This is a genomic window from Solibacillus sp. FSL W7-1324, from assembly GCF_038008025.1.
Classification (GTDB): domain Bacteria; phylum Bacillota; class Bacilli; order Bacillales_A; family Planococcaceae; genus Solibacillus.
Genome location: NZ_JBBOYH010000001.1, coordinates 2,870,945 through 2,893,824 on the forward strand (window position 1 = coordinate 2,870,945; position 22,880 = coordinate 2,893,824).

At 39.6% G+C, this 22,880-nt stretch carries 25 protein-coding genes, 1 pseudogene and 1 riboswitch; of the genes and pseudogenes, 7 read left to right on the forward strand and 19 right to left on the reverse strand.

Annotated features, from left to right (window positions below; genetic code table 11):
• Nucleotides 1-39: 39 nt before the first annotated feature.
• The 9 genes and pseudogenes from tnpB to MKY71_RS14330 form a co-directional block, all read right to left on the reverse strand.
• A complete protein-coding gene (gene tnpB / locus MKY71_RS14290; protein WP_340732394.1) occupies nucleotides 40-393 on the reverse strand; it encodes an IS66 family insertion sequence element accessory protein TnpB in 354 nt (117 codons plus the stop codon).
• The gene (locus MKY71_RS14295; RefSeq protein ID WP_340718477.1) at nucleotides 390-581 is read right to left on the reverse strand and encodes a hypothetical protein; all 192 of its coding nucleotides are present in this window, start codon (nucleotides 579-581) and stop codon (nucleotides 390-392) included. The genes tnpB and MKY71_RS14295 overlap by 4 nt, the downstream gene beginning before the upstream one ends.
• Nucleotides 582-737: 156 nt before the next feature.
• Nucleotides 738-1,208: a peptide-methionine (S)-S-oxide reductase gene (locus MKY71_RS14300; RefSeq protein WP_340733056.1), complete on the reverse strand. Its 471-nt coding sequence runs from the start codon at nucleotides 1,206-1,208 to the stop codon at nucleotides 738-740.
• A gap of 188 nt (nucleotides 1,209-1,396) precedes the next feature.
• Nucleotides 1,397-3,037 (reverse strand): DUF2075 domain-containing protein, encoded by a 1,641-nt coding sequence (locus tag MKY71_RS14305; RefSeq protein WP_340733057.1) that lies wholly within the window; start codon nucleotides 3,035-3,037, stop codon nucleotides 1,397-1,399.
• A 63-nt stretch (nucleotides 3,038-3,100) separates the two neighbouring features.
• Nucleotides 3,101-3,940 carry an NERD domain-containing protein gene (locus tag MKY71_RS14310; protein ID WP_340733058.1) on the reverse strand — a complete coding sequence of 280 codons (840 nt, stop codon included), beginning with the start codon at nucleotides 3,938-3,940 and terminating at the stop codon, nucleotides 3,101-3,103.
• A gap of 126 nt (nucleotides 3,941-4,066) precedes the next feature.
• Nucleotides 4,067-4,366, reverse strand: a pseudogene (locus tag MKY71_RS14315) (peptide ABC transporter ATP-binding protein); the annotation flags it as partial.
• 120 nt (nucleotides 4,367-4,486) lie between these two features.
• Nucleotides 4,487-5,800, reverse strand: a complete 1,314-nt coding sequence (locus tag MKY71_RS14320) for a CitMHS family transporter (RefSeq protein ID WP_340733059.1) — start codon at nucleotides 5,798-5,800, stop codon at nucleotides 4,487-4,489.
• 94 nt (nucleotides 5,801-5,894) lie between these two features.
• Nucleotides 5,895-6,590: a response regulator gene (locus MKY71_RS14325; RefSeq protein ID WP_340733061.1), complete on the reverse strand. Its 696-nt coding sequence runs from the start codon at nucleotides 6,588-6,590 to the stop codon at nucleotides 5,895-5,897.
• Nucleotides 6,591-6,594: 4 nt separating this feature from the next.
• On the reverse strand, nucleotides 6,595-8,151 hold the full coding sequence (locus MKY71_RS14330; RefSeq protein WP_340733062.1) for a sensor histidine kinase: 1,557 nt from the start codon (nucleotides 8,149-8,151) through the stop codon (nucleotides 6,595-6,597).
• A gap of 196 nt (nucleotides 8,152-8,347) precedes the next feature.
• Between MKY71_RS14330 and MKY71_RS14335 the strand changes: the two genes are divergently transcribed.
• The gene (locus MKY71_RS14335; RefSeq protein ID WP_339199732.1) at nucleotides 8,348-8,650 is read left to right on the forward strand and encodes a YunC family protein; all 303 of its coding nucleotides are present in this window, start codon (nucleotides 8,348-8,350) and stop codon (nucleotides 8,648-8,650) included.
• A 103-nt stretch (nucleotides 8,651-8,753) separates the two neighbouring features.
• Here the strand turns inward: MKY71_RS14335 and MKY71_RS14340 are convergent, their stop codons facing one another.
• From MKY71_RS14340 to MKY71_RS14365, 6 genes are all read right to left on the reverse strand, one after another.
• Nucleotides 8,754-9,065: a hypothetical protein gene (locus MKY71_RS14340; RefSeq protein ID WP_339173127.1), complete on the reverse strand. Its 312-nt coding sequence runs from the start codon at nucleotides 9,063-9,065 to the stop codon at nucleotides 8,754-8,756.
• A 565-nt stretch (nucleotides 9,066-9,630) separates the two neighbouring features.
• On the reverse strand, nucleotides 9,631-10,689 hold the full coding sequence (cobT, locus tag MKY71_RS14345) for a nicotinate-nucleotide--dimethylbenzimidazole phosphoribosyltransferase (RefSeq protein WP_340733063.1): 1,059 nt from the start codon (nucleotides 10,687-10,689) through the stop codon (nucleotides 9,631-9,633).
• Nucleotides 10,690-10,783: 94 nt separating this feature from the next.
• A riboswitch (cobalamin riboswitch) is annotated at nucleotides 10,784-10,961 on the reverse strand.
• Between the two features lie 10 nt (nucleotides 10,962-10,971).
• Complete coding sequence (locus MKY71_RS14350) at nucleotides 10,972-11,934, reverse strand: MBL fold metallo-hydrolase (RefSeq protein WP_340733064.1); 963 nt, start codon at nucleotides 11,932-11,934, stop codon at nucleotides 10,972-10,974.
• Between the two features lie 21 nt (nucleotides 11,935-11,955).
• Nucleotides 11,956-12,294 carry a 4-aminobutyrate aminotransferase gene (locus tag MKY71_RS14355; protein WP_340733065.1) on the reverse strand — a complete coding sequence of 113 codons (339 nt, stop codon included), beginning with the start codon at nucleotides 12,292-12,294 and terminating at the stop codon, nucleotides 11,956-11,958.
• Between the two features lie 26 nt (nucleotides 12,295-12,320).
• Nucleotides 12,321-12,620, reverse strand: coding sequence for a hypothetical protein (locus MKY71_RS14360; RefSeq protein WP_340733066.1), 300 nt, complete (start codon nucleotides 12,618-12,620; stop codon nucleotides 12,321-12,323).
• A 689-nt stretch (nucleotides 12,621-13,309) separates the two neighbouring features.
• Nucleotides 13,310-13,900, reverse strand: coding sequence for a hypothetical protein (locus tag MKY71_RS14365; protein WP_340733067.1), 591 nt, complete (start codon nucleotides 13,898-13,900; stop codon nucleotides 13,310-13,312).
• Nucleotides 13,901-14,114: 214 nt separating this feature from the next.
• Between MKY71_RS14365 and MKY71_RS14370 the strand changes: the two genes are divergently transcribed.
• Nucleotides 14,115-15,341: an IS110 family transposase gene (locus MKY71_RS14370; RefSeq protein ID WP_340733068.1), complete on the forward strand. Its 1,227-nt coding sequence runs from the start codon at nucleotides 14,115-14,117 to the stop codon at nucleotides 15,339-15,341.
• Between the two features lie 148 nt (nucleotides 15,342-15,489).
• Here the strand turns inward: MKY71_RS14370 and MKY71_RS14375 are convergent, their stop codons facing one another.
• Nucleotides 15,490-15,783, reverse strand: a complete 294-nt coding sequence (locus MKY71_RS14375) for a hypothetical protein (protein ID WP_340733069.1) — start codon at nucleotides 15,781-15,783, stop codon at nucleotides 15,490-15,492.
• A 312-nt stretch (nucleotides 15,784-16,095) separates the two neighbouring features.
• Between MKY71_RS14375 and MKY71_RS14380 the strand changes: the two genes are divergently transcribed.
• Together MKY71_RS14380 and MKY71_RS14385 are read left to right on the forward strand one after the other, a co-directional pair.
• Nucleotides 16,096-16,593 carry a sigma-70 family RNA polymerase sigma factor gene (locus MKY71_RS14380; RefSeq protein WP_340733070.1) on the forward strand — a complete coding sequence of 166 codons (498 nt, stop codon included), beginning with the start codon at nucleotides 16,096-16,098 and terminating at the stop codon, nucleotides 16,591-16,593.
• Complete coding sequence (locus MKY71_RS14385) at nucleotides 16,586-17,455, forward strand: RsiV family protein (RefSeq protein ID WP_340733071.1); 870 nt, start codon at nucleotides 16,586-16,588, stop codon at nucleotides 17,453-17,455. The genes MKY71_RS14380 and MKY71_RS14385 overlap by 8 nt, the downstream gene beginning before the upstream one ends.
• Nucleotides 17,456-17,574: 119 nt before the next feature.
• Here MKY71_RS14385 and MKY71_RS14390 read toward each other — a convergent pair whose 3' ends face one another.
• The gene (locus MKY71_RS14390; RefSeq protein ID WP_340733072.1) at nucleotides 17,575-17,976 is read right to left on the reverse strand and encodes an MFS transporter permease; all 402 of its coding nucleotides are present in this window, start codon (nucleotides 17,974-17,976) and stop codon (nucleotides 17,575-17,577) included.
• Nucleotides 17,977-18,293: 317 nt separating this feature from the next.
• On the opposite strand from MKY71_RS14390, the gene MKY71_RS14395 reads away from it, so the two are divergent.
• The 3 genes from MKY71_RS14395 (at nucleotide 18,294) to MKY71_RS14405 (ending at nucleotide 20,804) form a co-directional block, all read left to right on the forward strand.
• A complete protein-coding gene (locus tag MKY71_RS14395; protein WP_340733073.1) occupies nucleotides 18,294-19,142 on the forward strand; it encodes an alpha/beta fold hydrolase in 849 nt (282 codons plus the stop codon).
• Nucleotides 19,135-20,322, forward strand: a complete 1,188-nt coding sequence (locus MKY71_RS14400; protein WP_340733074.1) for a SpoIIE family protein phosphatase — start codon at nucleotides 19,135-19,137, stop codon at nucleotides 20,320-20,322. Before MKY71_RS14395 ends, MKY71_RS14400 begins: the two co-directional genes overlap by 8 nt.
• A 131-nt stretch (nucleotides 20,323-20,453) precedes the next feature.
• A complete protein-coding gene (locus MKY71_RS14405) occupies nucleotides 20,454-20,804 on the forward strand; it encodes a hypothetical protein (protein ID WP_340733075.1) in 351 nt (116 codons plus the stop codon).
• A gap of 56 nt (nucleotides 20,805-20,860) precedes the next feature.
• Here the strand turns inward: MKY71_RS14405 and MKY71_RS14410 are convergent, their stop codons facing one another.
• Together MKY71_RS14410 and MKY71_RS14415 are read right to left on the reverse strand one after the other, a co-directional pair.
• Complete coding sequence (locus MKY71_RS14410; protein ID WP_339173156.1) at nucleotides 20,861-21,283, reverse strand: hypothetical protein; 423 nt, start codon at nucleotides 21,281-21,283, stop codon at nucleotides 20,861-20,863.
• Between the two features lie 124 nt (nucleotides 21,284-21,407).
• On the reverse strand, nucleotides 21,408-22,871 hold the full coding sequence (locus MKY71_RS14415; RefSeq protein ID WP_340733077.1) for a phospholipase D family protein: 1,464 nt from the start codon (nucleotides 22,869-22,871) through the stop codon (nucleotides 21,408-21,410).
• Between the last annotated feature and the right edge of the window lie 9 nt (nucleotides 22,872-22,880).

Consider the following 22,880-nt stretch of genomic DNA (forward strand, 5'->3'; position numbering starts at 1 on the left):
TTTAAGTTATGAATGATTATACCACTTAAAATAGGGCTATTAAAAGATACCTTTTGTAGATTTTGCAATCGCCTTTGGCTGTTGCAGAGATAATCCTTCTAATAACCAACGAAGCTCTTGTTGCGAAAGTTTGCGTACCTCATTTTCATCTTTTGGCCATTGTAATTTCCCATTATCTAATCGTTTATAAAGCATGGCGAAGCCATCTCCATCGAAATACAAACATTTATAACGATCCTTGCTCCATCCAGAAAACAGAAAGATAGAATCACTATACGGATCCAATTCGAAAGAATCTTGAATGAGCGTTGCGAGACCATCAATTCCTTTACGCATGTCTGTCTTGCCGCAGATGATGTAGATGTTTTGCACGCTCGTAAAATCCTGTTTCATCCCTTCAGCTCCTTCATAATGGTTTGAATAATGCGCTCATCTACGCCATTGAAGAAGGAAATTTCAGCCACAGCGGTTTTAATTACACAACTTGGCTCAGCAGTGTATTGAAGAGAATGATTCGAAGAAGTTTCAACTGGAAGAGGATCGAGTTTGACGGGAACAATGGTTAATTTGTTTTTAGACATAAATGGCACCTCCTTTGATTGATACATTTATCGTACCGGAGGTGCCTGCTGTTTTATATGCGTTGTTTGATTACGGGCTTACGTTAAGAATGTGATTGAATCAGCAGTAAGACCGAAAAAAACCTTCCATCAAGCTTGAGATGGAAGGTTCCTTTTTCATTTATATTTCGTTAATAATGCTTCTGGAATATGGCAGTAATCATCCGGACATCTTGTTAACCGGTCCTGATGTTCGTCCGCACTTCTTACATAGTTTTTCAAAGGCATCACTTCGACTACAATTTGCCCAGCATCCGGCCTTGCTGTAATGAATGCTTTTGCTTCAGTCAAATGTGTTTCGTTTTCACTGTATACACCTGTTCGGTATTTCTCGCCGACATCCTCGCCTTGTTTGTTCACACTGTACGGATCGATGATTTCAAAGAAGTACGTCATCAGTTCCTGCATCGATACAACATTCGGATCAAATTCGGTTTTGACACACTCGGCATACCCATCATAATCGCCGTCCAAAGTGTTCGTTGTTCCGTTCGCTCTTCCCGCTTCTGTAAACGTCACACCTGGCAATGTTTTTATAAACGCCTGTACACCCCATAAACAGCCGCCTGCAAAATACACGGTTTCCATCTCGGTCACTCCCCTATGTAAACTTCTGTGAAATGTATATCGTTCATTACTCTCCACTATAAGTATATCATTTTAACGTGACTATTTTTAGACTACTCTTTTTCTATTTCCGTACAAACTGGACTATACCGATTGAGGAATAAAAACCCGATACACACAACAGTAACTCGTGTGTACCGGGCTTTGATTTATCTAAAGTCGCGAACTTGACCGGCCAATAACTTATTCCTTAACGCTTCATCACTTGCATAAATGTACAGCCCTTTAATGCCGCGCTTCATTAGAATATTAATCGAGTTCAGCACAATCTTTTCCTTCGCCTCGCTCACATCCGCAATACCTTCCGTGCCTGAGTATGCCCCTTTATCCATATACTTGCTCGGGTCAATAACAATTTCGTCCCGCACCGCATCGTACCTAACAGATGGTCCGAGCACAACGCCGACGTAATTTAAATCAAACCCTTGAATCGTATAAATCGAGCCTGCCTCATGCACCGTCTCCGGTTTTTCCGCCCACGTATATTTCGTACTCGTCGTATTCCACGGCATTTTGTATTCGCCATTGGATTCGTTCACATAATACGTTCCGCCATCTTTTTTATGCAAATAATCAAATGTTGAGACGACCCGGCTCAAACCGAATTCACTGTTACGCATTTTTATAGCATCGTGCATATCCTTCATCGTTTCGAACACTTTGAATTCATATTTATCGTCAAGAGGCAAAGGCAGTAGCTGCTTCGTTTTGAATGCATTAATCCAGTTGATGACCTCATCATTTGCCTGCATCCGGAACTGGTTTGTCAGCTGATATTCTTCGTTGTACGTGCTTCGCTTCTTTAATTGTTCAAGTGTTGCCGCTCCCCATAGGCTCTTCATTTTAAGCACCTGATTTTGGTCGTAAATAATGACGACGACTTTTGCCAGCTTTAACAGTTCCTCCAAGTGATTATTGCCATGGAAGTTATTATACGTATCTGGCTTTGTAAGTAATAAATGCGCTTCATCCACAAAAATGATGTCCGCCTTTTTATTGTCTTTTTGCAATGAGTTCACTAAGGGTGTCGGCTTGGCAAAGTTTTTCGCCATTAAGTGTTTCACCTGTTTTGCAATCCCCTTATACGTTTTGAACATTTCTTCGTGATTGACAACCAAGTAATTTTCCGTTTGATAAAGCGGTGACGAAGCTTCTTCCGCCCGTTCTTGAATCGTGTTGAAAATCGAGCTTAATACAACACTTTTTCCTACACCGGCTTCTCCTTCAATGACCAGTAAACTGCCGTATTCTTCAGGATTGGCATTGACCTGCTTCTCACAAAACTCAAGTACCTTTTCTTTCAGTTCAAGTTGCTCGATCGATAGTTCTTTAAATGGCGACAATTTAAATATGTCTTTGTTTTCGATGACATGCAGTTCATGATCGACCAGCTTTTGCTCGTGCAGCTTCTGCCAGATTTCTTTAAACAACTGCTGATCGTAATACGGTTTGTCGTAATAGTTATGCGTAAAATCGCTCGCCGTTTTACTTTTGTTTTGCAGTGTATATTTTTCATCACCAAGAAAATAATTGATCAGCTTCGTTTCTAAATGAAAGGTTGCGGAACGGTTGAACTTTTCATGCTTGATGAGGTTAATCTGACTGACGTTTTTTCGGGCACTTAAATGAGCTTTCATCCGGCTTTTAAAATACACCGTCTCCCCTATGTAAGCTTCCTTATTGCCATTTAATACATAGATGACGGGGTAGTTCAGATAGTGTTCATTGTTATTAATTTTGTTGATGCTTTCTTGCTTGAACGGCCAGGATAGTATTTCGATTGCTGACAAATTGCCACCTTCTTTGTTTTGAATCATTGCTAATTATTAGTTACATATTAGCATAAAGGATAATCATAAATCCCTCGTAAACCGGCACTTCGGAAAGCTCTGACACCCATAAAATGACCCGCGCTTACCATTGCGAACTACCAAATTATTGCCGCATTTCGGACAAGTAACATCTGTAGTAACACTGACGGGCTCGACAATGACTGGTCCCGCAATTACAGGCTCTACCTTCACCTTACTCACACTTTTCTTTGAAGGTTTAGGTTTGGCGATCTCTTTTACATGCTCCAGATGGCGCTTTTTAATTTCCTTCTTTTGCTGTTTCGTTTCAGGAATTAGTGCGTGAAGCATCTGCGAAATCTTACCAAGTTGTTCGCCTGAAATTTCCTGTGTTGTATATTGTTTAATTGTTCGTTTTAAATGCTTTGTTTGAATTACATGAGCTTGTTGAAAAGGTTCATTAAATTTAAATGTTGCCGCATTTGAAAAAACGATTATCGAATGCATTGGCACTTCCATATTTAAGTAGTTCTGCAATGCTTTAATATGCGTGTTATTTTGCATGACCGGATTGTAGAAACGTGATTTTTTCTTATAAATTGTTTGAGTCCAGTTTCTTTGATTTTCACTACCAAAAATCCATCCCGTATAATTTTTCGTCTCAATCACAAAAATGCCATTCGGCAAAAGTAATACATGATCGATCTGCGTCATTTCCCCATTCTTTTTCGGGACATACAAATCATTATAAACCTTCACGTCCTCCCCTAAACTTTTCAGTAACTTTTGAATACGCCGTTCCCCAACATATCCTTTCAGCTGTGGTAAATAGGCTAGACAAATCATTCCTGCTACAAAAATAATACCGAACACTATGTATGAAAATAAACTGAAAACTAACATACCCTTCCCCCTTAAAAAGTCCCAATCTATATCCTATTCTCCATTTTTTTACAATAAAATCAATAAATTAACGCAAACAAAAACCGGTCCGTACAAATCCTGTACGAACCGGTTTCTATCACCTGTCTATAATACTTTACTTAAAAACGATTTTGTTCTTTCTTCTTGTGGTGATTCAAACAACGCTATTGGGTTGTTTTCTTCAACGATGTAACCGCCATCCATAAAGATACCACGGTCTGCTACTTCTTTCGCGAAGCCCATCTCATGCGTTACGACAATCATCGTCATACCTTCTCTTGCCAAGTCTTTCATTACATCAAGTACATCCCCAACCATTTCAGGGTCAAGTGCACTTGTTGGTTCATCAAATAACATGATTTTCGGTTGCATAGCAAGCGCACGGGCGAACGCTACACGCTGTTGTTACCAATTTATTAAGTGATATGGCCGTGATAGAGAGAAGGATGCTACGAAAACCAACACAACGCCAATCTATCAAAAAAGAAGCCCCCTATTAAAGGGAGCTTCTTTAAAAATAGCGATCTATATTTGTACAACACCTATTAAAACCGCAATGATCAGTAGTGTAATACTTAATCCCCACATCCAGAAGAATGAGAACTTCAAGTGTTTACCCATTTCCAGGCCTGATAGACCAAGTGCCAGCCATACTGCTGGTGCAAGTGGTGATACGAATGTACCGACGATGTTACCGATGATCATCGCATATGCAGTCGATAATGAATCGATGCCGTATGTTAAACCGATCTGGTCAACAACCGGGAACAATGCGAAGTAATACGCATCCGTACTTAACAGCAAGTCAAACGGTACACCCAGTACCCCAATGATAATATGTAAGTACTGTGCTAAGAAGCTTGGTAAAATATTTACGGCATTATTCGCGATAGCCGTTAACATGCCTGTCCCGTTTAAAATTCCTAAAAAAAGACCTGCAGCAATAATGATCGAAGCCATCGTCAATGCGTTCGATGCGTGTGCCTGAATACGTCCCATCTGCTCTTTTGGTGTACGGTAGTTCAATGGTAAAGCAATCGCGACACCGATTAGGAATGCCAAGCCCGCCGGTAAAAGTCCCGACATTAATACCGCAAGAACAACAATGGCCAAAATCGCATTCGCCCAAATAAGTTTTGGACGTTTTAATGTATCATCTGTTTCAGCATTTAAAATACTGTTGCTTAAATCAAATTTTAACGTTTCCCCTGTTTGCGCTCGTTTCGCTATAAGGCGTTTTTCACGGAAGCCCATAAAGACTGCAAGTAACAGCATCAGCACAACACCGATGACCTGAATTTTAATTAACGGATGCCATAGCTCTGTTACATCTGTTTCAAGAACAGAAGCGACACGCCCTAATGGACCGCCCCATGGAATCATATTGATAATCGCCGCAGAACCGCCGACTAATAGTAAAAGTAAATACGGGTTCATTCCTAGACGAACATATAATGGCAATAAAGCCGTAATCGAAATTAAGAATGTAGAAGCACCTGAACCGTCAAGCTGTGCAATGACCGCGACAATAACCGTAACAATCGCGACAAGCACGACATTCCCTTTTGAGAGCGCTACCATTTTATTGATAATTGGTTCAAATAAACCGACATCCTGCATAATTCCGAAGAAGATAATTGCAAAAATAAACATGATGGCAACACTGATTACAGAACTGATTCCATCATTGAAGAATACCCCTAAATCATCAAACGAATAGCCTGCAATAAACATCGCCACTACTGGCGGAATAACCATCGCAACAATTGGTGAGACACGCCCGCTAATTAACAGCGCGACGATGACTAAAATCGTAATAATACCAATAATACTTAACATTCAACAACCCCCATTGCTTAGAATTCTTCTAATCTTATGACAATTCTATGTTAGGAGGAAGAATGTGCTCATTTATTGGATAAAAACAATTAAGCTAATTTTGTTCATAAGTTCCACGGAGGACATAATTACGTTCCGGACGACCTACCGTTCCGTAAAGCAGCTTCGTCTCGAGAATATTCATTTCCACTAAGTACTCTAAATAGCGTCGTGCTGTCGAGCGGCTTGTCCCTATCACTTCACTTAACTGTGTCGCCGTCAACGTAGTGTACTTTTGGTCCTTAAATATGTGAATGACCTGATCGAGCGTAAACGTATCGATTCCTTTCGGCAGTGCCTTTTCATTTGTCGCCTGATGATTTTGCCGGTAAAACAGCATATCCACGTCTTGCTGCGAGAAGTGTGTTTTCTTATGAAATGCAGATTGCATGTGATGATAGCGCTGAAATGATTTTTGCAGTCGCGCTTCCTCAAACGGTTTTACAATATAGTCGAACACCCCATATGCATACAATGCTTCCACATGACTACGTTCGGCCGCTGCCGTCACCATAATGATACGGATATTCGGGAAGTGTGTCCGCACATAGGCAACCAGTTCATAGCCTTTAACATCCGGAATATATAAATCCATCAACAGAATGGCTGGTGGTGTTTGCTGTTGGAGTGCTTCCTTTAAAGAAGCACCCGTAAGAAATTGCTGTACTTGTGCATTCGGCAAAAGCGTTTTAATATAGTCTGCATGAATCGCCGCAATGCGGAAATCATCTTCCAGTAACCAAATATCCATTGAATCACTTCCTTTGTAAAATAATTAAAAAGCAGGCCCCGCCTAAATCGCTTTCTTCTATCAACAGGGAACCTCCGACTTTTTCAAGTGCCTGTTCACTAATTGCCAGGCCGTAACCCCGATCATACCCATCCTTTGTCGTATATCCGAGGGTAAATATATGATTTGCCGTTTCTTCATCGATTCCTGGTCCATTGTCATGCACTTCAATGATCAGTTCATGGCGGTATTGATGAATAAACAGCTTAATTTGCTTGTCTTGTGTATTTGTTTGATCCAATGCATCCATCGCATTTTGCAGGACATTCCCTAATGCGGTCAGCAGTGCATCCACTTCTTCATCATTATAATCGATTAAGACGTCCTCTGTTTCAATCATAATCGTAATGCCGCGCTCTTTCGCTTCGGATATTTTCCCTTCGAGTAACGCCTGCAGCAATATTGAAGGCTGTGTGGCCAGTGCCTGCTGCTGTTTTGATGAATCTTGCTGCTCCTGCCTAATGAAAGCAATGGCCTCATCAATATGGGATTGCTTTAACAAGCCTAGAATCACGTGCAATTTATTGGCAAACTCATGTGTTTTTGCCCGCTGCATCCGTGCCTGCTGCTTCACCAGTGTCAGCTCATTAATGACCGTTTCGTACTCAAGCTTAGCCCGTAAAATATATAAATAACCGAGCTGCTTCTCGAGCTTCAAAGGTGTTTTGGAAATAATCATTTCCTGCTGCTGTAACGGAATTTCCAGTGCCTGGATGACCTCTTCTTTAAAGAGCCGTTCCGGTAACAGCTTATGTAATGAGATACCTTCTGCCAGTGGTGAAAGGAGTTCGTTTGCACGTGAATTGGAGATTACCACTTCATTATTCAATGTCGTCAAGATGACCCCATCTGTCGTTTCCTCGAGGATTGTATGATACGCCGAATAAAGTTTGGCGATTTGTGCCGGCTGCATACCGAGCAGCTGATCTTTTACATAAAGCGATAACAGCACCGCACAGACAATCCCGAAAACCGCGAGCAGGAGCGTGATTTGAAGCCAGCCGAAAAAGGCGGTATCAATTGTTCTTTGTATATCTTTTGTTAAAAATCCGACCGAAACTACCCCGACTACATTGCCGTCAACGAGGACCGGAACTTTCCCGCGGATCGATTCCCCAAGTGAACCGGTCGTAACAGAAACAATGGACTCTTTGTTTATAAGCGCCGAATCATTATCCCCGCCGACCATCGACAGACCAATCTTTTCAGGGTTCGGATGGGTGTAGCGGATTCCCTGCTCATTTCCGATGACGACGAAATTCGCACCGGTCTGGACACGGATATGTTCTGCAATCGGCTGAAGAATGGATGTCGGATCTTCTGCAGAAAATGCAGCGACGACGTCCGGCCGATCCGCAATCAAGTACGCACTCGACAACGCCTTTTCTCCCATCTCTTCCAGAACCGATTCATCCAAATAATGATTGATCAACAATAAAAACATCACACAAATCGTAAAAACGATCCCACTGATTGTGATAAGAAGACGGAAAGTAAGTGATTGTTTTAGGCGGGTTAGCATCGGAGGACCTCCTTTTGGATGTGGTTTTTTATTAGTTTAACATGGGAGTTTGGCGGAGAGCTTTGAAAATTAAAGGTTTTTCAATCCAATCTTAAGCCTCCCCATCTAAATTTCAAAACATCCCCCACAATTTCCCCGAAAACAAGTACCATTTTTCAATTGTTTCATATGATTTATATGAAAGGGGGAGAAGGTTATCGTCTATACGGAAACGATTGATCTTCAAGGTCATTTATTTACTGCTGTAACGGTTAATTTGCCTAAAACAACATTGCTGACTATTTCGAATGAGCGTGGGTATATTATGTGTGGTGCACTCGATGTCGGACTGTTGAATGAAAAATTGGCTGATCGGAAAATCATTGCCGGGCGTGCAGTTGGGGTTCGAACGATCGATGACTTACTTAAAGCTCCACTGGAATCCATCACATACGAGGCAAGAGCATGCGGCATTGAAGAAGGTATGATTGGTGAAGAAGCATTACTTAAAATGATTTAGTTCCATATGGGCGCTCTTAAATTAGGAGCTCCATGCAAAAAACCGCTCTTTCAATTTCTTGAAAAAGCGGTCTATATTTTTATTGTCCATACTTAGGTACAAATTAAATGGCTTTATTGTAATAAGACGCTTTGGAACCTTTACTTCTTTTCACGGCTAGAAGCTCTTCCAATTTCTGAATATATTCACGATCTGCTGATATTCTTGTAAGGCTTGTTAATAAATATGGTCTTAACCCGGAATTAATTTTTTGGCATCGCGCAAGATTGATCAAATACTTGGCCATCTTAAATGACTTCAAGTGCGTATGTCCATTTTTAAATTCCTTCTTCGTATTGACGACCATATACTCCTGCTTTCGCCCTTTATAAAAAGGAATAATAATAAACTCATCTTTTTTAAAAATTTGATTCATATTATCTTCATCCTTTTCTCGAATATATTCAAAAACGACCTTTCACATACGGAGAAATAGTGATCACCCCGTTCCCTTTAATGCCCCTCCCGCCTCTCCTCTTTATTGGTCTTACCCTTCCTTACCCTATTTACCGGTTACTTTATTCCAAGACCGATTAAATAAGCACTTTTTTAGCGATTATTAACAGTTCGGAGATGTTTTTACATTTAGTTAATATAGGATATTACAGAGTAAAGGGTTTTGACAGGACAATCGCTTGAATTTCACTGAATTTTCTGTAAAATTAAATCAGATTCATTCCCTACCTGTAATGTTATCATTGCACATTACATTTACGCGTTGTGTTCAGGGCTTTTCTTTATCGTTACTGTCTTTACCAGAAGAAACGATAAAGTTCCGCTTATTGGTATTTTACTGGTAAAACAAATGGAATAGACTGAAAAATTGTACTTATTTTCTGTCAGTCCTTTATTCATAGAAAAAGGCCCCATCAAAAGTAGTTGTTACTTTTAATGTAGCCTGTTTCTTAAAATTTATTTTATGAATTTCTTGAAAATCTTTTCTACTTGGCTACTAAAAGTGCCGCTGCTTCTTCCAACGTGACCATATTCGTAATCATCGAACAAGCCGCGTCAAGAATCGGGAATGCCAGTGCAGCTCCGGACCCTTCACCAAGTCGCATATTCATATGCAGCATCGGCTCCAGTCCTAAAAGCACGGCCGCAATTTTTGCACCTGGCTCTTCCGATAAATGCGAAGGAATCAAATACGCTTTCACATTCGGGTTCAATTTATAGGCGATCAATGCCGATACCGTCGATATATACCCATCGACTACGACCGGCACACGTTTTGCGGCAGCTGCCAGGAAGATTCCCGCCATCCCGCAGATTTCCAGTCCCCCTACTTTTGCTACAACATCAATCGGATCCTCCGCATTCGGCTCATTCATCGCAATCGCTTTTCGAATAACTTCGGCTTTATACTCGATACCGCCAGCTCCAACACCAGCTCCGAAGCCCGTAACCTCCAGTGGATCACAGCCATGAAGTACCGAAAGCACCGCAGCACTCGGTGTCGTATTGCCGATACCCATTTCACCGGTACCGATGAGATTGACACCGTTTTGGATTGCTTCTGTTGCGACTTCAATCCCCACTTCAATCGCTTGAATCGCTTCTTCACGCGTCATCGCGGGTCCTTTCGCCATATTGTCTGTCCCATATTTGACCTTTTTAATGATTACCCCAGCATCTTGAGGTAAATCTTCTTTTACACCGATATCCACCGGGATGACGTTTGCATTCGTAATTTTCGCAATCGTGCACATCCCTGTCGTCCCTTTCGGAAATGAAAGTGTTTGGAAAACCGTTGTACTTTGCGGGTTTGGCGTAACCCCTTCCTCATACACGCCGTGATCTGCAGCCATGACAATCATCGCTTTGTTATCAATTTCCGGAGCAAGATCACCCGTGATTGTGGCGATCTGCAAGGCAAGCGATTCGAGCTTCCCTAAACTTTGCGGCGGTTTTGCTAAAGAGTCTATGTACTTGCGTGCTTTTTCTTCCATTTGTCGGTCGATTCCTTGAATTTGTTCAATCGTTTTCTGTAATAATTGCATGTTTCGTTTCCCCCAACTGAATGAATTTTTGACAATAAAAATAGCCTGCAGTTTATTCGATAACAAATAAACTACAGACATATCCAGTGTCTATAAACAGTAAGCGTATTAGGCAGGTCTCCTGGCTCAGATTCACGATTTCATAGCCCCTTCCCAGATGTAAATCCAGTGGGTTTTGCTATGCAACTCCTCTATACAGTGTTGGGATTACGCTAAAGCTTTTCACTTTATTCCCTATTCTCCCTTAACGGGCACCTAATGCTTGATGAATTTAACATTACTTTACTTTGAACATGTATTTTCGTCAAGGGGTGCTTGCATGCAGCTTTTATACGTCTCCCCAATCGCCAGCGTTTTCAGCTCCACATTTTCCAATTCCGCCTGCTGCCAATGATCATGCAGCCGGTCAATCGCTTCCTTTGGTGTATCATCTGCCAGCATATACGCACCGTAATGCATCGGGATGAACACTTGCGCTCCTACATCACAGAATGCCTGAATCGCTTCTTCCGGTGTTACGTGGGAGGCATGCATAAACCATTCCGGCTCGTATGCACCAATCGGCATTAATGCTGTATGAATGTTAAAGCGTTCGCCGATTTCTTTGAAGCCCCTAAAATACCCGCTATCTCCGGCGTAATAAATACTTTGCGCATCCGATGCCGTTTGCAATACGAAGCCGCCCCAATGCGATGTGTTCGTATCCCAAAGCATGCGTCTTGTCCAATGCTGAGAGGGAACGAAATGAATTTCAAGCACGCCCGCTTCATGCATATCGTACCAAGAAAGCTCGATAAAGTTTTGCAATTTATGGCGTTTCATCAAATAACCGAGCCCTTCCGGAATGAGAAACAATACATTCGGATTTCGTTTCTTCAACGATTTTAATGTCGGTATGTGCAGGTGATCGTAATGCGCATGCGAAATAAGTACGATATCAATGTCCGGTAATTCATCCAACCGCAACCCCGGCTCGGTTAACCGTTTTGCAATACCCATCCAATATGCCCAAACCGGGTCCGTTAAAATATTAAGTCCTTCTTTTTGAATCAAAAATGTCGAATGGCCAATCCAAGTAACAGACTGCTCCGAGCGATTACTTTGTAAAAAGGCAATCTGCTTTTCTTCACACTGAGGTACTTCGTAATCGACGACTTTCTTTTGCTTTGAGCGCTGCCATTTCAGGACATCTTTAAAAGTACCGAGCCGATCATTTCCGTCTAAATTTGAAAAGCGTTTTCTCATCGCAGCACTCTCCTACTAAGCTTAATTATATAACTTCCTACACTGCTCGACCTGCTGTGGTTTCATTACGAACTTTGCATAAAGGTAAACCAAAAAACTAATCATTGTTCCGAGGCCAGTGAAGCTGTTTAATCTAGTTGAAGCGATATTTAAACCGCTCACGATATTTAATGTAAAAAACACGAGAATTCCAAATAACGCAGCTGTCATCACATTGTTTTTTCTTGTCACTTGTTTACGAAACAGCGGACTGCCCACATCGTTTCCGCTATGCTTTGTATCTTTAATTTGTTTTAATAAAGCATAAAGTAAACCTGCAATAATGATCCCAACTGCTGAATACCCGATGATTTCATCCATTTGCAATCCCTCCGTTTCTTTGGATATCACGAATAAAATTCTCTTAATTTTTCCGGCAACGTTTTATTCATAATGTAGCCTGCCAAAGCCAATCCTAGCAAAATCAATATAATTTCCGATACTTTATTTAACCAAGTTATTTGAATCATATCCGTTATATTGGAACCACCAATAATTATGAATACAGCTACAGCCCATGCTATTAAAAATCCGACGCCCCCTTGTAGCCACTCTTTTTTTGAAAGCTGTTTAAAAATCTCTTTGTTTTTATAAATTTTCATAATCAAAAATACCCACAATAAGCCACTCATTATCCATCCAATCATGCCAATCCCTCACTTTAGAAAGTTGATTTTGATTCATTAATTTTCCCCAACTTTAAAATCGCTATTAAATTTACGATGAATAAAAACAAAAATAGGATAAAAGAAATTCCGGAAAGCCATTTAGCAACGAATGACGGCTCATTAATAAAAAGCTGTATATTTTTAAGTAAGAAACCTGCGCACATAATTTGGGATATGATTAAGCTAAGACTTATAGAAATCATCTTTGGATTTCCGTGATCCATAACACCCCTCCCACAACCATAAATCCATTATTTTACTATCCTAACATATTCCCCTAAGTCTAGGTAGTATGGAATCCAGTTGCAACCGGGTGTAATAAATAAGTAAAAACTCTGCTTCTCTCTCCACAGCTTTGTAAACTCTCCGCGCACATCCAACCAATATAAAAACCGGCACGAAAAAATTGCGAACCCATTATTGGTTTACCCTCTCTTAATTAACACTTTATAAAGTAGCACATTTTAAAAAATAAATGGGTATTTTATTGATATAATAAGTGTGGGATTAGGGGCTCTCGTTCTAAGACTTCTTTAATGTTTCAATGATAAAAAATGTGTTGATCAATAATACCCACTATCTAAAAAGGGCGCTGATTCTTATTACAGAATCGCGCCCCTTTACTCGATTGGACAGTAACTTTGTACGAGTAGCCTATAGTAAAGCAGTTAGCTTTCGTCAAGCAGATTAATCCAAATGCTGCCGTTGCTTACCGTGACATAATAGTTTACCTCCGTACCCTCACTATTTTCAAAACGGATGAATGTATGACCATCCTGCTTTGCCGTCAACGTGGCATGGTTTCCGTCTTTAATTTCTAACTCGACAACAAACTCATCCTCCAGCGTATAAGTCCAGCTTCCCTCATCAAGTATAATTTCCCACGTATTGTCTAGTCTCGTTAAGAAAACAGACACAATAAGAACTACAATTATAAACGAGAGCGCCACGATGCGATGTTTTTTCTTATCTAATAATACAAAAACAAAGAAAATGGCAAGACCAAGAGCAAATATAGCACTGAGCAAATGATTTGGAAAATTTGCCATTGCCGCTCTGAAATAATTGATGCTCGCGTATGCCAGATAACCTGTTGCGACCGATAAAACTAGAACACTAATCCAGTTTTTCCTTTTTAGTTGGAACGCGATCACAGCACCTGGCAAAGTGAGAAGCGTGACTTTAAACCAGTAATCATAATAACGGAAAATCTCCCAACCTTGCGCATAAAACATACTAACATTAGTAGTACAAACCAAGGCCATGGTTTGTGCTACTATTTTTTATAGTAGAAGTGAAGAAAGGTCGAGAGGTGCCAGGGACCATTTCAGAGTCCGTATAAAAAACAGGCCCACTTCACACCCTTATTAGAATCAGTTTAGTATGTTGGGTCCAAAGAGATCGTGTATAAGAAAATGGAATCGATAAGGTCATGTGAAGACTTCTAGGATTGGCTAAAAAGGAGAAAATACAATGAAACATGTCATTGCTTTAGATATAAGTAAAGGAAAAAGCAACCTTGTGATTTATGATGGCTATCGCCAATGCGAGTTCGAAGGTGAATTGAATCATACACGTGCTGATTTTGAACGGTTACATGAGCAGATGGAAGAAATCGCACGTCAAGATGGAGTAGCGCCAGAAATCGTCTTTGAAGCAACAGGCGTCTATTCAAAGCCCGTTGAAAAGTTTTTTATTGATTATGGCTATACATATTGCCGGATGAATCCGCTTGAAGCGAACTTACAAATGGCTACAATGCGCCGTAATAAAACGGATGTCATTGATGCCCATGAGCTGGCCAAAACACATTTTAAAAGCGAACGCGAGTCAACTTATGTACAGGATGATTATTATGAACAAATGCGTGCGTTAACGCGTTATTACGATGAAATTGATGAGGAGTTTATTACACTAAAAAGTCGAATGCACGCCCTTTTACATCTGAGTTTTCCAGAATTAGAGAAACTCATAACACCAAGTTCAGCGCTATTCTTAAATATTGTCCAATTGTTTCCACATCCAGCTCTTCTATTAGCACATTCGAAAACGGTGATTAAAAATCGTTTGAAGGCTAATACACGTAAAAAGCTATCATTGGCACGTGCAGAGGCAAAAGCAGAAGTATTATTGGAGGCTGCTCAAAATAGTTATCCAGCCATGAAAGATAATGATATTCGATGTGATCAAATTCGAGATTACGCAGCTCGTATTATGGATTTAGTTGAAAAAAAGGAAGCTATTATTAAACAAATGGTCGGTATGTCAGCTGAAAGAAATGAATATCGCATATTCCGTTCGATTCCAGGTATTGGGGATACGACCGCCTGCCGATTAATTGGTGAATTAGGCGATATTCGACGCTTTGAAAATGCCAAACAGCTCAATGCGTACGCCGGTATTGATATCATGCGCTATCAGTCAGGTAATACACAATATCGTGATCGAATCAACAAACGAGGTAATAAAAAATTACGAAAGATTTTATTTTTTATGATTTGTACGATGATTACGCTTCGGAAAAAGACCGATAACCATCTCATCGATTATTATGATAAATTAAAAACGCAACCTCAGAGGAAACCTCACAAGGTCGCGATTGTGGCGTGTATCAATAAGTTTCTGAAAATGACGTTTCAGCTACTGAAACACGATATCCTCTACGATTATGAGTCCGCATTATCAGCTCAGAAATCGTAATACATCTAATTAAACTATATCACAACGACCTTTCGAAAAAAATAAAAATCGGGAGGTCTTTTTGGCGTGCGCAATTTTTGGGTAAGGGAGGGGGTACCCCCTCCCTTACCCAAAAATCTATTCAACACCTAAAATATTTTCTAAAAAGCTATTGACTGGAGGTAAGAAACGGCACCTCGATTAAATAAATGAGGGGCTGACTCACAAGGAAGAATACGAAGCACTTAAGTGCAGCTTCCCACCACTTTTCGCAGTTCACAATAATGAATACAGCAAACAGAATCCACCAGTCCACATAAATTGCAATATCTTGAAAAGAGGTATCCTTTAGTAATGACACTTGATTGATAAGGGCAGTATATACTGCTGTAAAAAGAGCAAAAAAAATAACTCTCGGCCAGGTCATAGTAAACTGACCGAAGTATTTTTTGATTCCACTCATGTTTTCACCTCTATTAAAACTTAATTTGATAGTATTTTTCTATGATTCATTAAACGTCAATTACTCTAGTTTGTCTACATTCCGTTCAAATAACTCATTAAACCGGTATTTATTAAGCGCTCAATACTTGACTACAAGATAAATCTAACCGTTAGCATGACGTTTAAAATAAACAGCGATGCATCTGCACTTATATTTTCAATTACAAAGTGTGGTGCAGCATAAATTCCATAATAATTATTTTAGTTTAAACTTTTTATACATCCCTGGCCGTCTTATAAGTATGGACACCAAAAAAAGGAGATTCACGGAATGACAGAACCATTAGAAGCTGCATTTATTACATTTATCCGATCGCAGCAACAGTCTATTTACCGACTTGCATACAACTATACAAAAAATGAACAGGATGCGCTTGATATCGTACAAGAAAGTATCCAAAAAGGATGGCTGGCACTTGAAAAATTGACGAATACAGAACAAATGAAAAGCTGGTTCTTTACAATTCTGGTGCGCACGGCAATTGATTTTTTACGCAAGCATAATCGAGTTGTATTAGTTGGCGATGAGGCGTTACAGCAATTGCCTGAGCATGATACATATGAAAACCTGGATTTGCAGCAAGCGTTACAGCATCTACCTTTACAACTGCGAGAGGTCATCGTATTACGATATTTTGAGGATCTGAAAATTGACGAGGTAGCCCACATTTTAACGCTTCCCGTAAGTACAGCCAAATCAAGGTTATATAAAGCATTAAGGCTCCTAAAAATCGAGCTGGAACAGGAGGATATGGGACATCATGCATAAAAAATTAAAAGATTTAAAAGATCAATACAAAGCGATTTCCATTCCAAAGGAGTTAGAAATGATCGTAGAAAAAAATTTACAGCGTCCACAAAAGAAAAAACGCAAATGGCCAATATTTCTAGCATCTGCTGCAGCGGCGACACTTCTATTTACTGCAGGACTAAACACAAGTCCGACAATGGCTAAAAGTCTAGCTGATGTTCCGATCATTGGACCTGTCGTGAAGGTGTTAACATTTACGGAGTATGAAATGGTAAAAGATAAATATAGTGCCGATATTAAAGTCCCTCAAATCTCTGGTTCATCAAGTGAAATCCAAGCATTAAACGAAAAATATGCTGCGGAAGGCAAAGAACTGTATGAACAATTCAAAACAGAAATAGCGGAGATGGAAGCTGGCAATATGGCAGTTAACAGCGGTTACATCGTCCAAACAGATACCGATGAATTGTTGTCTTTTGGCCGTTATGTAGAAGTGACAGTTGTTTCATCTTCCACTGTGATGAAGTACACGACGATTGATAAAAAATCAGAGACGGTGATTACATTGCCAAGCCTGTTTAAAGACGATCGTTATATAGAGATTATAAATACGTATATTGAGGACCATTTACGAAATCGCATGATTGATACAAAGGGCGATGAAATGTATTGGATTGGCGGTACTGAGTATCATGACGCATCAATGGGTGTCTTTGAAGGGATTACGCCTGAACAAAACTTTTATATTACTGATGCCGGCAAGCTTGTCATGTCCTTTAACGACTACGAAATTGCACCAGGCTTTATGGGCGTTGTCACAGTCGAGATTCCTACCGAGCTACTACAGGATGTACTAATGAGCAATCAATATATTAAATAATTGGGGATATAAAAACACATTTATCTCTAAACTTCTTCAACCTAAAAAGCCGATTCGTACTAAGTTTCAAGTACGAATCGGCTTTCATTCTGTGGACAAGAGGACCTTCCCTCTTTCTATTAATTTAATTGCAGTTTTTCAACACGCGCTGCTTGAATACGTTTGCCAATGATGCCATACACAATTGTCATCAACACAACACTTGCGACCATCACTGAAATACTAGGAACAATAAACGCTTTACTCATGGAGAAAATGACTTCTGTACGGAACCAGCTTTGGAACGGTATACCAAGACCTAAAAGTACAGCGAAGAATCCGATTTTCACTACAATATGTTTCCCTTTCATTTTACCAATCATCGCATTAATAAATAAACGTAATAACGCCAATCCCGATCCGACAAAAAAGAATGTTACTAAATATCCTTTCACTGCTTCATCTAAAATAAATGCTTTCCCTACAAATCCGATTAGTATAATACTAGCAATTGCCATTAATAGTTTTGATAATTTACTCATTATTTGCTTCCTCCTCAAAATTGAACACATTGTTCATTTCCATGGTTTAATTGTAAGACGGATGGGTGGATGAAGCAATGTACAATATTGAACACATTGTTGATTTTTCATTAAACTTCCCTCCCTATTTCTACTTTCAAATGATATTCTCAAAAAAGAAATTCATAGAATACCAGTATAAAACAGTCATATTCCTTTACTTATATCCTAATTTCATACAGAATGATTGTTAAATAGGATGTAAACATAATACTTAAAAAGGTTTACACATATATAAATCAAAACGTTATAAGTTACCATTGAAGGGAGTGTATTTCATGGTCCAAAATATAATGAAGCGAAATAACGTACATATTCGTGGGAAAGGTAAAAAACCTTTGATTTTCGCTGCTGGATTTGGATGCGACCAAACGGTATGGAATGATGTATTTCCTGCTTTTGAAGAAGATTATCAAATAATTTTATTTGATTATGTCGGGTTTGGGAATTCAGATATTACAGCTTTTGACCTTATGAAATATGGAGAACTGTCCGGTTACGTACAGGATTTATTAGACGTTTGTGAGGCTCTCGATTTAAAGGACGCTGTTTTTGTCGGTCACTCGGTAAGTAGTATGATCGGTTTATTGGCTTCTTTATCGAAACCAGAATATTTTTCACAAATGATCATGATCGCTCCATCACCAAGTTATGTAAATGATCCTCCTGCATACTACGGGGGCTTTGAAATGAAAGACTTACTCAATTTAATGGACCTAATGGAAAAAAATTATATCGGTTGGGCAAATGCCTTCTCGATTACATTATTAAACAATACAGCAAAAGCAGGTGTGGCAAAAAATTTGGAAGATCGTTTCTGTTCAACAGATCCTTTATTTGCGAATACGTTTGCAAAGGCTTGTTTCTTTACTGATAATCGTAAAGAGATTACGAAAGCAACTGTCCCATCCCTTATTTTACAATGTACTGAAGATGTCATTGCGCCAAGGGTCGTTGGCGAGTACTTACATGAGCATATGCCAAACAGTAAGATTACCTATATGAATGCAATCGGTCACTGTCCACATATGAGCGACCCAGAGGAAACAATTCTAGTAATTAAAAATTATTTATTGGAGCAATCTGTGCCCCTTATCGGTGAGGGCGTGGGCAATATAAATGGATGAACTCATAGAAAACGCTCCATGCGGGTTTATCACTCTATCTTCAGAAGGTAAAATTCTTACTATCAACAAGACATTGCTAAATTTGCTGCACTATCATACATCTGAGCATCTTATTGGAAAGCATTTTAATGTGCTGTTATCTCCTTCTTCTCAGATTTTTTGTCAGCTTTATTTAGTGCCGCTGATTAAAGTGAAGCACGCTGTAGAGGAAATGTTCCTTACATTACTAACCGTAATGAAAGAAGAAGTTCCTATCTTATTAAACGCATCGGTCCAGGATAATGGTCAGATCATCGGCGTCATTTTCCCAATCCGTAATCGCAGTGCATTGGAAGACGCGCTCATTAACGCCAGAAAAATGATGGAAGATGCTTATTTGGAAAAAGAGCAGGCCCTTTTGGAATTGGAAACAAAGCAACAGGATCTCGAACAGGCCAATCAAGTCAATACGAAAATCATGCGAGAAACGGAACGCGATTTACAGATTGCCAAAAAAATTCAGGAAACCGCATTAACGAAAGACATCATTAATGATAATATCCAGATCCTGTCCTATTATCATGCATCCAAATCTTTATCCGGAGATATATTTGGATTTTATCAAATAACACCGCAAAAATACGGGATTATTTTATTGGATGTGATGGGGCATGGTGTTTCATCTGCGCTCATTACGATGTCGCTTCAATCGATGTTCCAGAAACTGATTTCCAAAGGTGTGGCACCGGATATGGTGTTAAAAGAATTGGACCAATTTCTGCACAACTTATTTCAAAATAATGAAGACGCTTGGCATTACTGTACAGCGATCTACTTAAATATCGATATTAGTGAACAGACGATTGAATATATTAATGCAGGTCACCCCCCTGCCATTGCGCAAGGAAAAAACGGGGTGCAGAATGAACTAAAGACAACAAATCCGCCATTAGGAACATTCGATAACATTCAATTTACGTCAAGAACATTGCGCTATAAACCCGGGACAAGAATTCTTATGTATACGGACGGTGTTTCAGAAGCATTTGAGCTAAACACATTAAATCATTTGCTGAATGACACCATCTCGAACCCATTAGCAAAAACAAAAGAAACCATTCAACATGCACTTGAAAACAAAGAAAATATATATAGTAAATACAATCACGATGACCAATGTTTTATATTGGTAGAATTATAAAAAACAGCGGGAGCAGTTTCCCGCTGTTTTTTTATTTCCTACTATGCTGTGACTACCTGTCCATAACGTTTCCTTTTCATTACAAAATGAAGGATAATAAAAATACTTATCTGAGTGTATGGAGGTGCTAATTGAAGAATTTAATTTTAATAGTCAGTTTCCTTCTTTTAACGGCTTGTTCCAATGAATCCTCTCTTTTCGGAGAAATCCGTTCTATTGGAGAAAATCGCATCAATGTTGGGTGTTCAGATTTTGTGAAAAAAGCGAATAACACTCATAGTAAAGATGACATCGGGTATTCTTGCGTTATAAAAATAACCGATGAAACGATTATTAAAACACAGGTTGGCGAAATAGTAACATTGGATGAATTAAATATTAATGATATCGTTTCAGTATATTTTGATGAGCCAACAGCAAGTGTGGAGTCTGAAAAGCTGACATTTACAGCTAAAGAAATAACGGTGTTTGATGAGGAATAGAAGGGATACCTTACAACTACTTAATGTAAAAGAGGAAGCCCTTTCGACTCCCTCTTTTATAATTTTTTCACATTGTTTTTAATGAGATTTTGAACGAATAGAAACAGTTTTGAATCGCTTTCTACAATATACTGTTCCATAGTTTTCTGACCTTCGATGAGTCCGATTATATTTCTTTCGTAATCAAATTTTATACTAAAAGTAGTTTCCGGCTCTTTAGCATATATAACGATATATGAATCAGCATTAAACGCCTGTACGTTAGGGATTAATTTCTTCCTCACTTCCAGGCTATTCAATAGTACACTCAGTTGCTCAAGTTCGTCTGCAGTAAGGTTATGCCAATTCAATCCTTCCGGGCATGAAGTTTGAGCACTCTCAATAGTCGCTATATTTAATTCAGTGACGTCAATAAAAGCAATTTGGCGCTTACTGTATAAAACGATTAAGACTACCGCAATTACTACTATTAATAGCAACCATATTTTCTTCTTCGAAATCGCTATCCCTCCCATTAAAATATCCTTTATTTTCCTTATTATATCAAAAATAAAGACCTAACAAAAAAGCAACAAACATCATGGCGTTTGTTGCTTTCTACTATTAATAAGTCGTTACTTTGATTGCTTTTTGAGCGGCGTAAATCCAGCGCTGCCACCAGGATAAGGTATCCTGAAATTCTTGCACATCCAAAGTGTAGAGCGCATCTTCATTTTTCCATAGTCGTTCGAAGTATTGTTCCATATCCAAGACGAGCGCACTATCATTCGGAGCGAGTATGCGGACGTTATTTTCCAGATTGTAATCATCCAATGTTCGTTCCGTATAGTTGGAAGAACCGTTTGAAATGATCGTTTGTTCCGCTGTTTGAATCCAGATGACTTTTGTATGGTACTGGCCAACGACAGTATTGTACCAGCGAATATTGATTTGTTCATCTGTATCTTCAAGCAGCTCGTTGACAACCGGTCGATTCGGCAAACCGGACTTTTTCTGACCAAAGGAGTTTTCATTTGGATCTAGAATCATATTTACCTGCACGCCACGGTTTACTGCATCTGTTAAAGCGTTGACAATGCCGCGCTCAGCAACAAAGAACATGCCAATCCAAATTTTATCTCCCTCTTTTGTCGCCTCCAAATCTTCAAGTAAGGCATCTAAAATTTTCCTCTCGGTCAAATATTGCACAGTATACTGACCGTCCTCTTGCTCGGGAATCTCAGCTCTCGGCAATTTCGGACCACCCGACATGAGCGTTACCGCTTCTTCCGCCTCCAAAATATCGTTTATAACGGATCCCGTCACTTTCAATGCAAGATTTCCGTGGAAACCACTTGCATCATGCGGGTTTGACGATGTGATAATCGCTTCCTTTTCCGAAACGGCCGCTTTGCGGTGATTGGCTTTTACATTGAGCAGTTCCAAATAGGAGGATGCGGTCATTTTTGGGGCTTTGCTCGACATGGCGTTCGCAATCCATCCTTCGCCGTCGCGGTTAATCCATTGGAAAAATATTCGGTATAAGCCCGAATAAATCGGCGTGGAATCTCGCAGTGGTTCTAAATCGGTGTAGATGATTTCCACCCCTGCTTCACGCATCTTCTGGAACCACGGTGTTTCATAGGAACCGTAACCCTTATTTAGCGGATCGGTAATGAAAACAACCGGCATATCCGGATTGTTTTTCTTTTTCTCGGCAAGTTTGTCAGAGAGGTTATCGGCGATTGGCGGGAAATCTTCTTCTTCATCAAAATAACCATCCATCAAAAAGAAATCCATCACAACAAACTGTTCGGCATCATCAATCAATCGATACACTTCATCAAATATATGATTCTCATGTTTTCGATCCGTACCATCCATATCCTGCGCATAAGTTAAATCCGTGATCATTTCAATATTGTCCGTCCTATGCAAGTCTCCAGCATAGGAAATACCTTTTGGCAACGGTTTATATGTATGCCATAACATGACCCCTATATATAGCAAAATGAAAAGAAGTATAAGAACGTATATAACCTTTTTCCTACGACTCCAGCTGTCCCATTTCTTCTGAACTTTTTTCATTGAAATTCC

What these genes read in the sequence shown, in the direction of transcription:
- MKY71_RS14395 (WP_340733073.1), top strand. Translation starts at nt 18,294, where the DNA reads ATGGTCCAAAATATAATGAAGCGAAATAACGTACATATTCGTGGGAAA.
- MKY71_RS14350 (WP_340733064.1), bottom strand. Translation starts at nt 11,934, where the DNA reads ATGAGAAAACGCTTTTCAAATTTAGACGGAAATGATCGGCTCGGTACT.
- MKY71_RS14295 (WP_340718477.1), bottom strand. Translation starts at nt 581, where the DNA reads ATGTCTAAAAACAAATTAACCATTGTTCCCGTCAAACTCGATCCTCTT.
- MKY71_RS14375 (WP_340733069.1), bottom strand. Translation starts at nt 15,783, where the DNA reads ATGAGTGGAATCAAAAAATACTTCGGTCAGTTTACTATGACCTGGCCG.
- MKY71_RS14360 (WP_340733066.1), bottom strand. Translation starts at nt 12,620, where the DNA reads ATGATTGGATGGATAATGAGTGGCTTATTGTGGGTATTTTTGATTATG.
- MKY71_RS14310 (WP_340733058.1), bottom strand. Translation starts at nt 3,940, where the DNA reads ATGTTAGTTTTCAGTTTATTTTCATACATAGTGTTCGGTATTATTTTT.
- MKY71_RS14340 (WP_339173127.1), bottom strand. Translation starts at nt 9,065, where the DNA reads ATGAATCAAATTTTTAAAAAAGATGAGTTTATTATTATTCCTTTTTAT.
- MKY71_RS14385 (WP_340733071.1), top strand. Translation starts at nt 16,586, where the DNA reads ATGCATAAAAAATTAAAAGATTTAAAAGATCAATACAAAGCGATTTCC.
- MKY71_RS14390 (WP_340733072.1), bottom strand. Translation starts at nt 17,976, where the DNA reads ATGAGTAAATTATCAAAACTATTAATGGCAATTGCTAGTATTATACTA.
- cobT (WP_340733063.1), bottom strand. Translation starts at nt 10,689, where the DNA reads ATGCAATTATTACAGAAAACGATTGAACAAATTCAAGGAATCGACCGA.
- MKY71_RS14320 (WP_340733059.1), bottom strand. Translation starts at nt 5,800, where the DNA reads ATGTTAAGTATTATTGGTATTATTACGATTTTAGTCATCGTCGCGCTG.
- MKY71_RS14400 (WP_340733074.1), top strand. Translation starts at nt 19,135, where the DNA reads ATGGATGAACTCATAGAAAACGCTCCATGCGGGTTTATCACTCTATCT.
- MKY71_RS14300 (WP_340733056.1), bottom strand. Translation starts at nt 1,208, where the DNA reads ATGGAAACCGTGTATTTTGCAGGCGGCTGTTTATGGGGTGTACAGGCG.
- MKY71_RS14415 (WP_340733077.1), bottom strand. Translation starts at nt 22,871, where the DNA reads ATGAAAAAAGTTCAGAAGAAATGGGACAGCTGGAGTCGTAGGAAAAAG.
- MKY71_RS14325 (WP_340733061.1), bottom strand. Translation starts at nt 6,590, where the DNA reads ATGGATATTTGGTTACTGGAAGATGATTTCCGCATTGCGGCGATTCAT.
- MKY71_RS14355 (WP_340733065.1), bottom strand. Translation starts at nt 12,294, where the DNA reads ATGGATGAAATCATCGGGTATTCAGCAGTTGGGATCATTATTGCAGGT.
- tnpB (WP_340732394.1), bottom strand. Translation starts at nt 393, where the DNA reads ATGAAACAGGATTTTACGAGCGTGCAAAACATCTACATCATCTGCGGC.
- MKY71_RS14380 (WP_340733070.1), top strand. Translation starts at nt 16,096, where the DNA reads ATGACAGAACCATTAGAAGCTGCATTTATTACATTTATCCGATCGCAG.
- MKY71_RS14370 (WP_340733068.1), top strand. Translation starts at nt 14,115, where the DNA reads ATGAAACATGTCATTGCTTTAGATATAAGTAAAGGAAAAAGCAACCTT.
- MKY71_RS14330 (WP_340733062.1), bottom strand. Translation starts at nt 8,151, where the DNA reads ATGCTAACCCGCCTAAAACAATCACTTACTTTCCGTCTTCTTATCACA.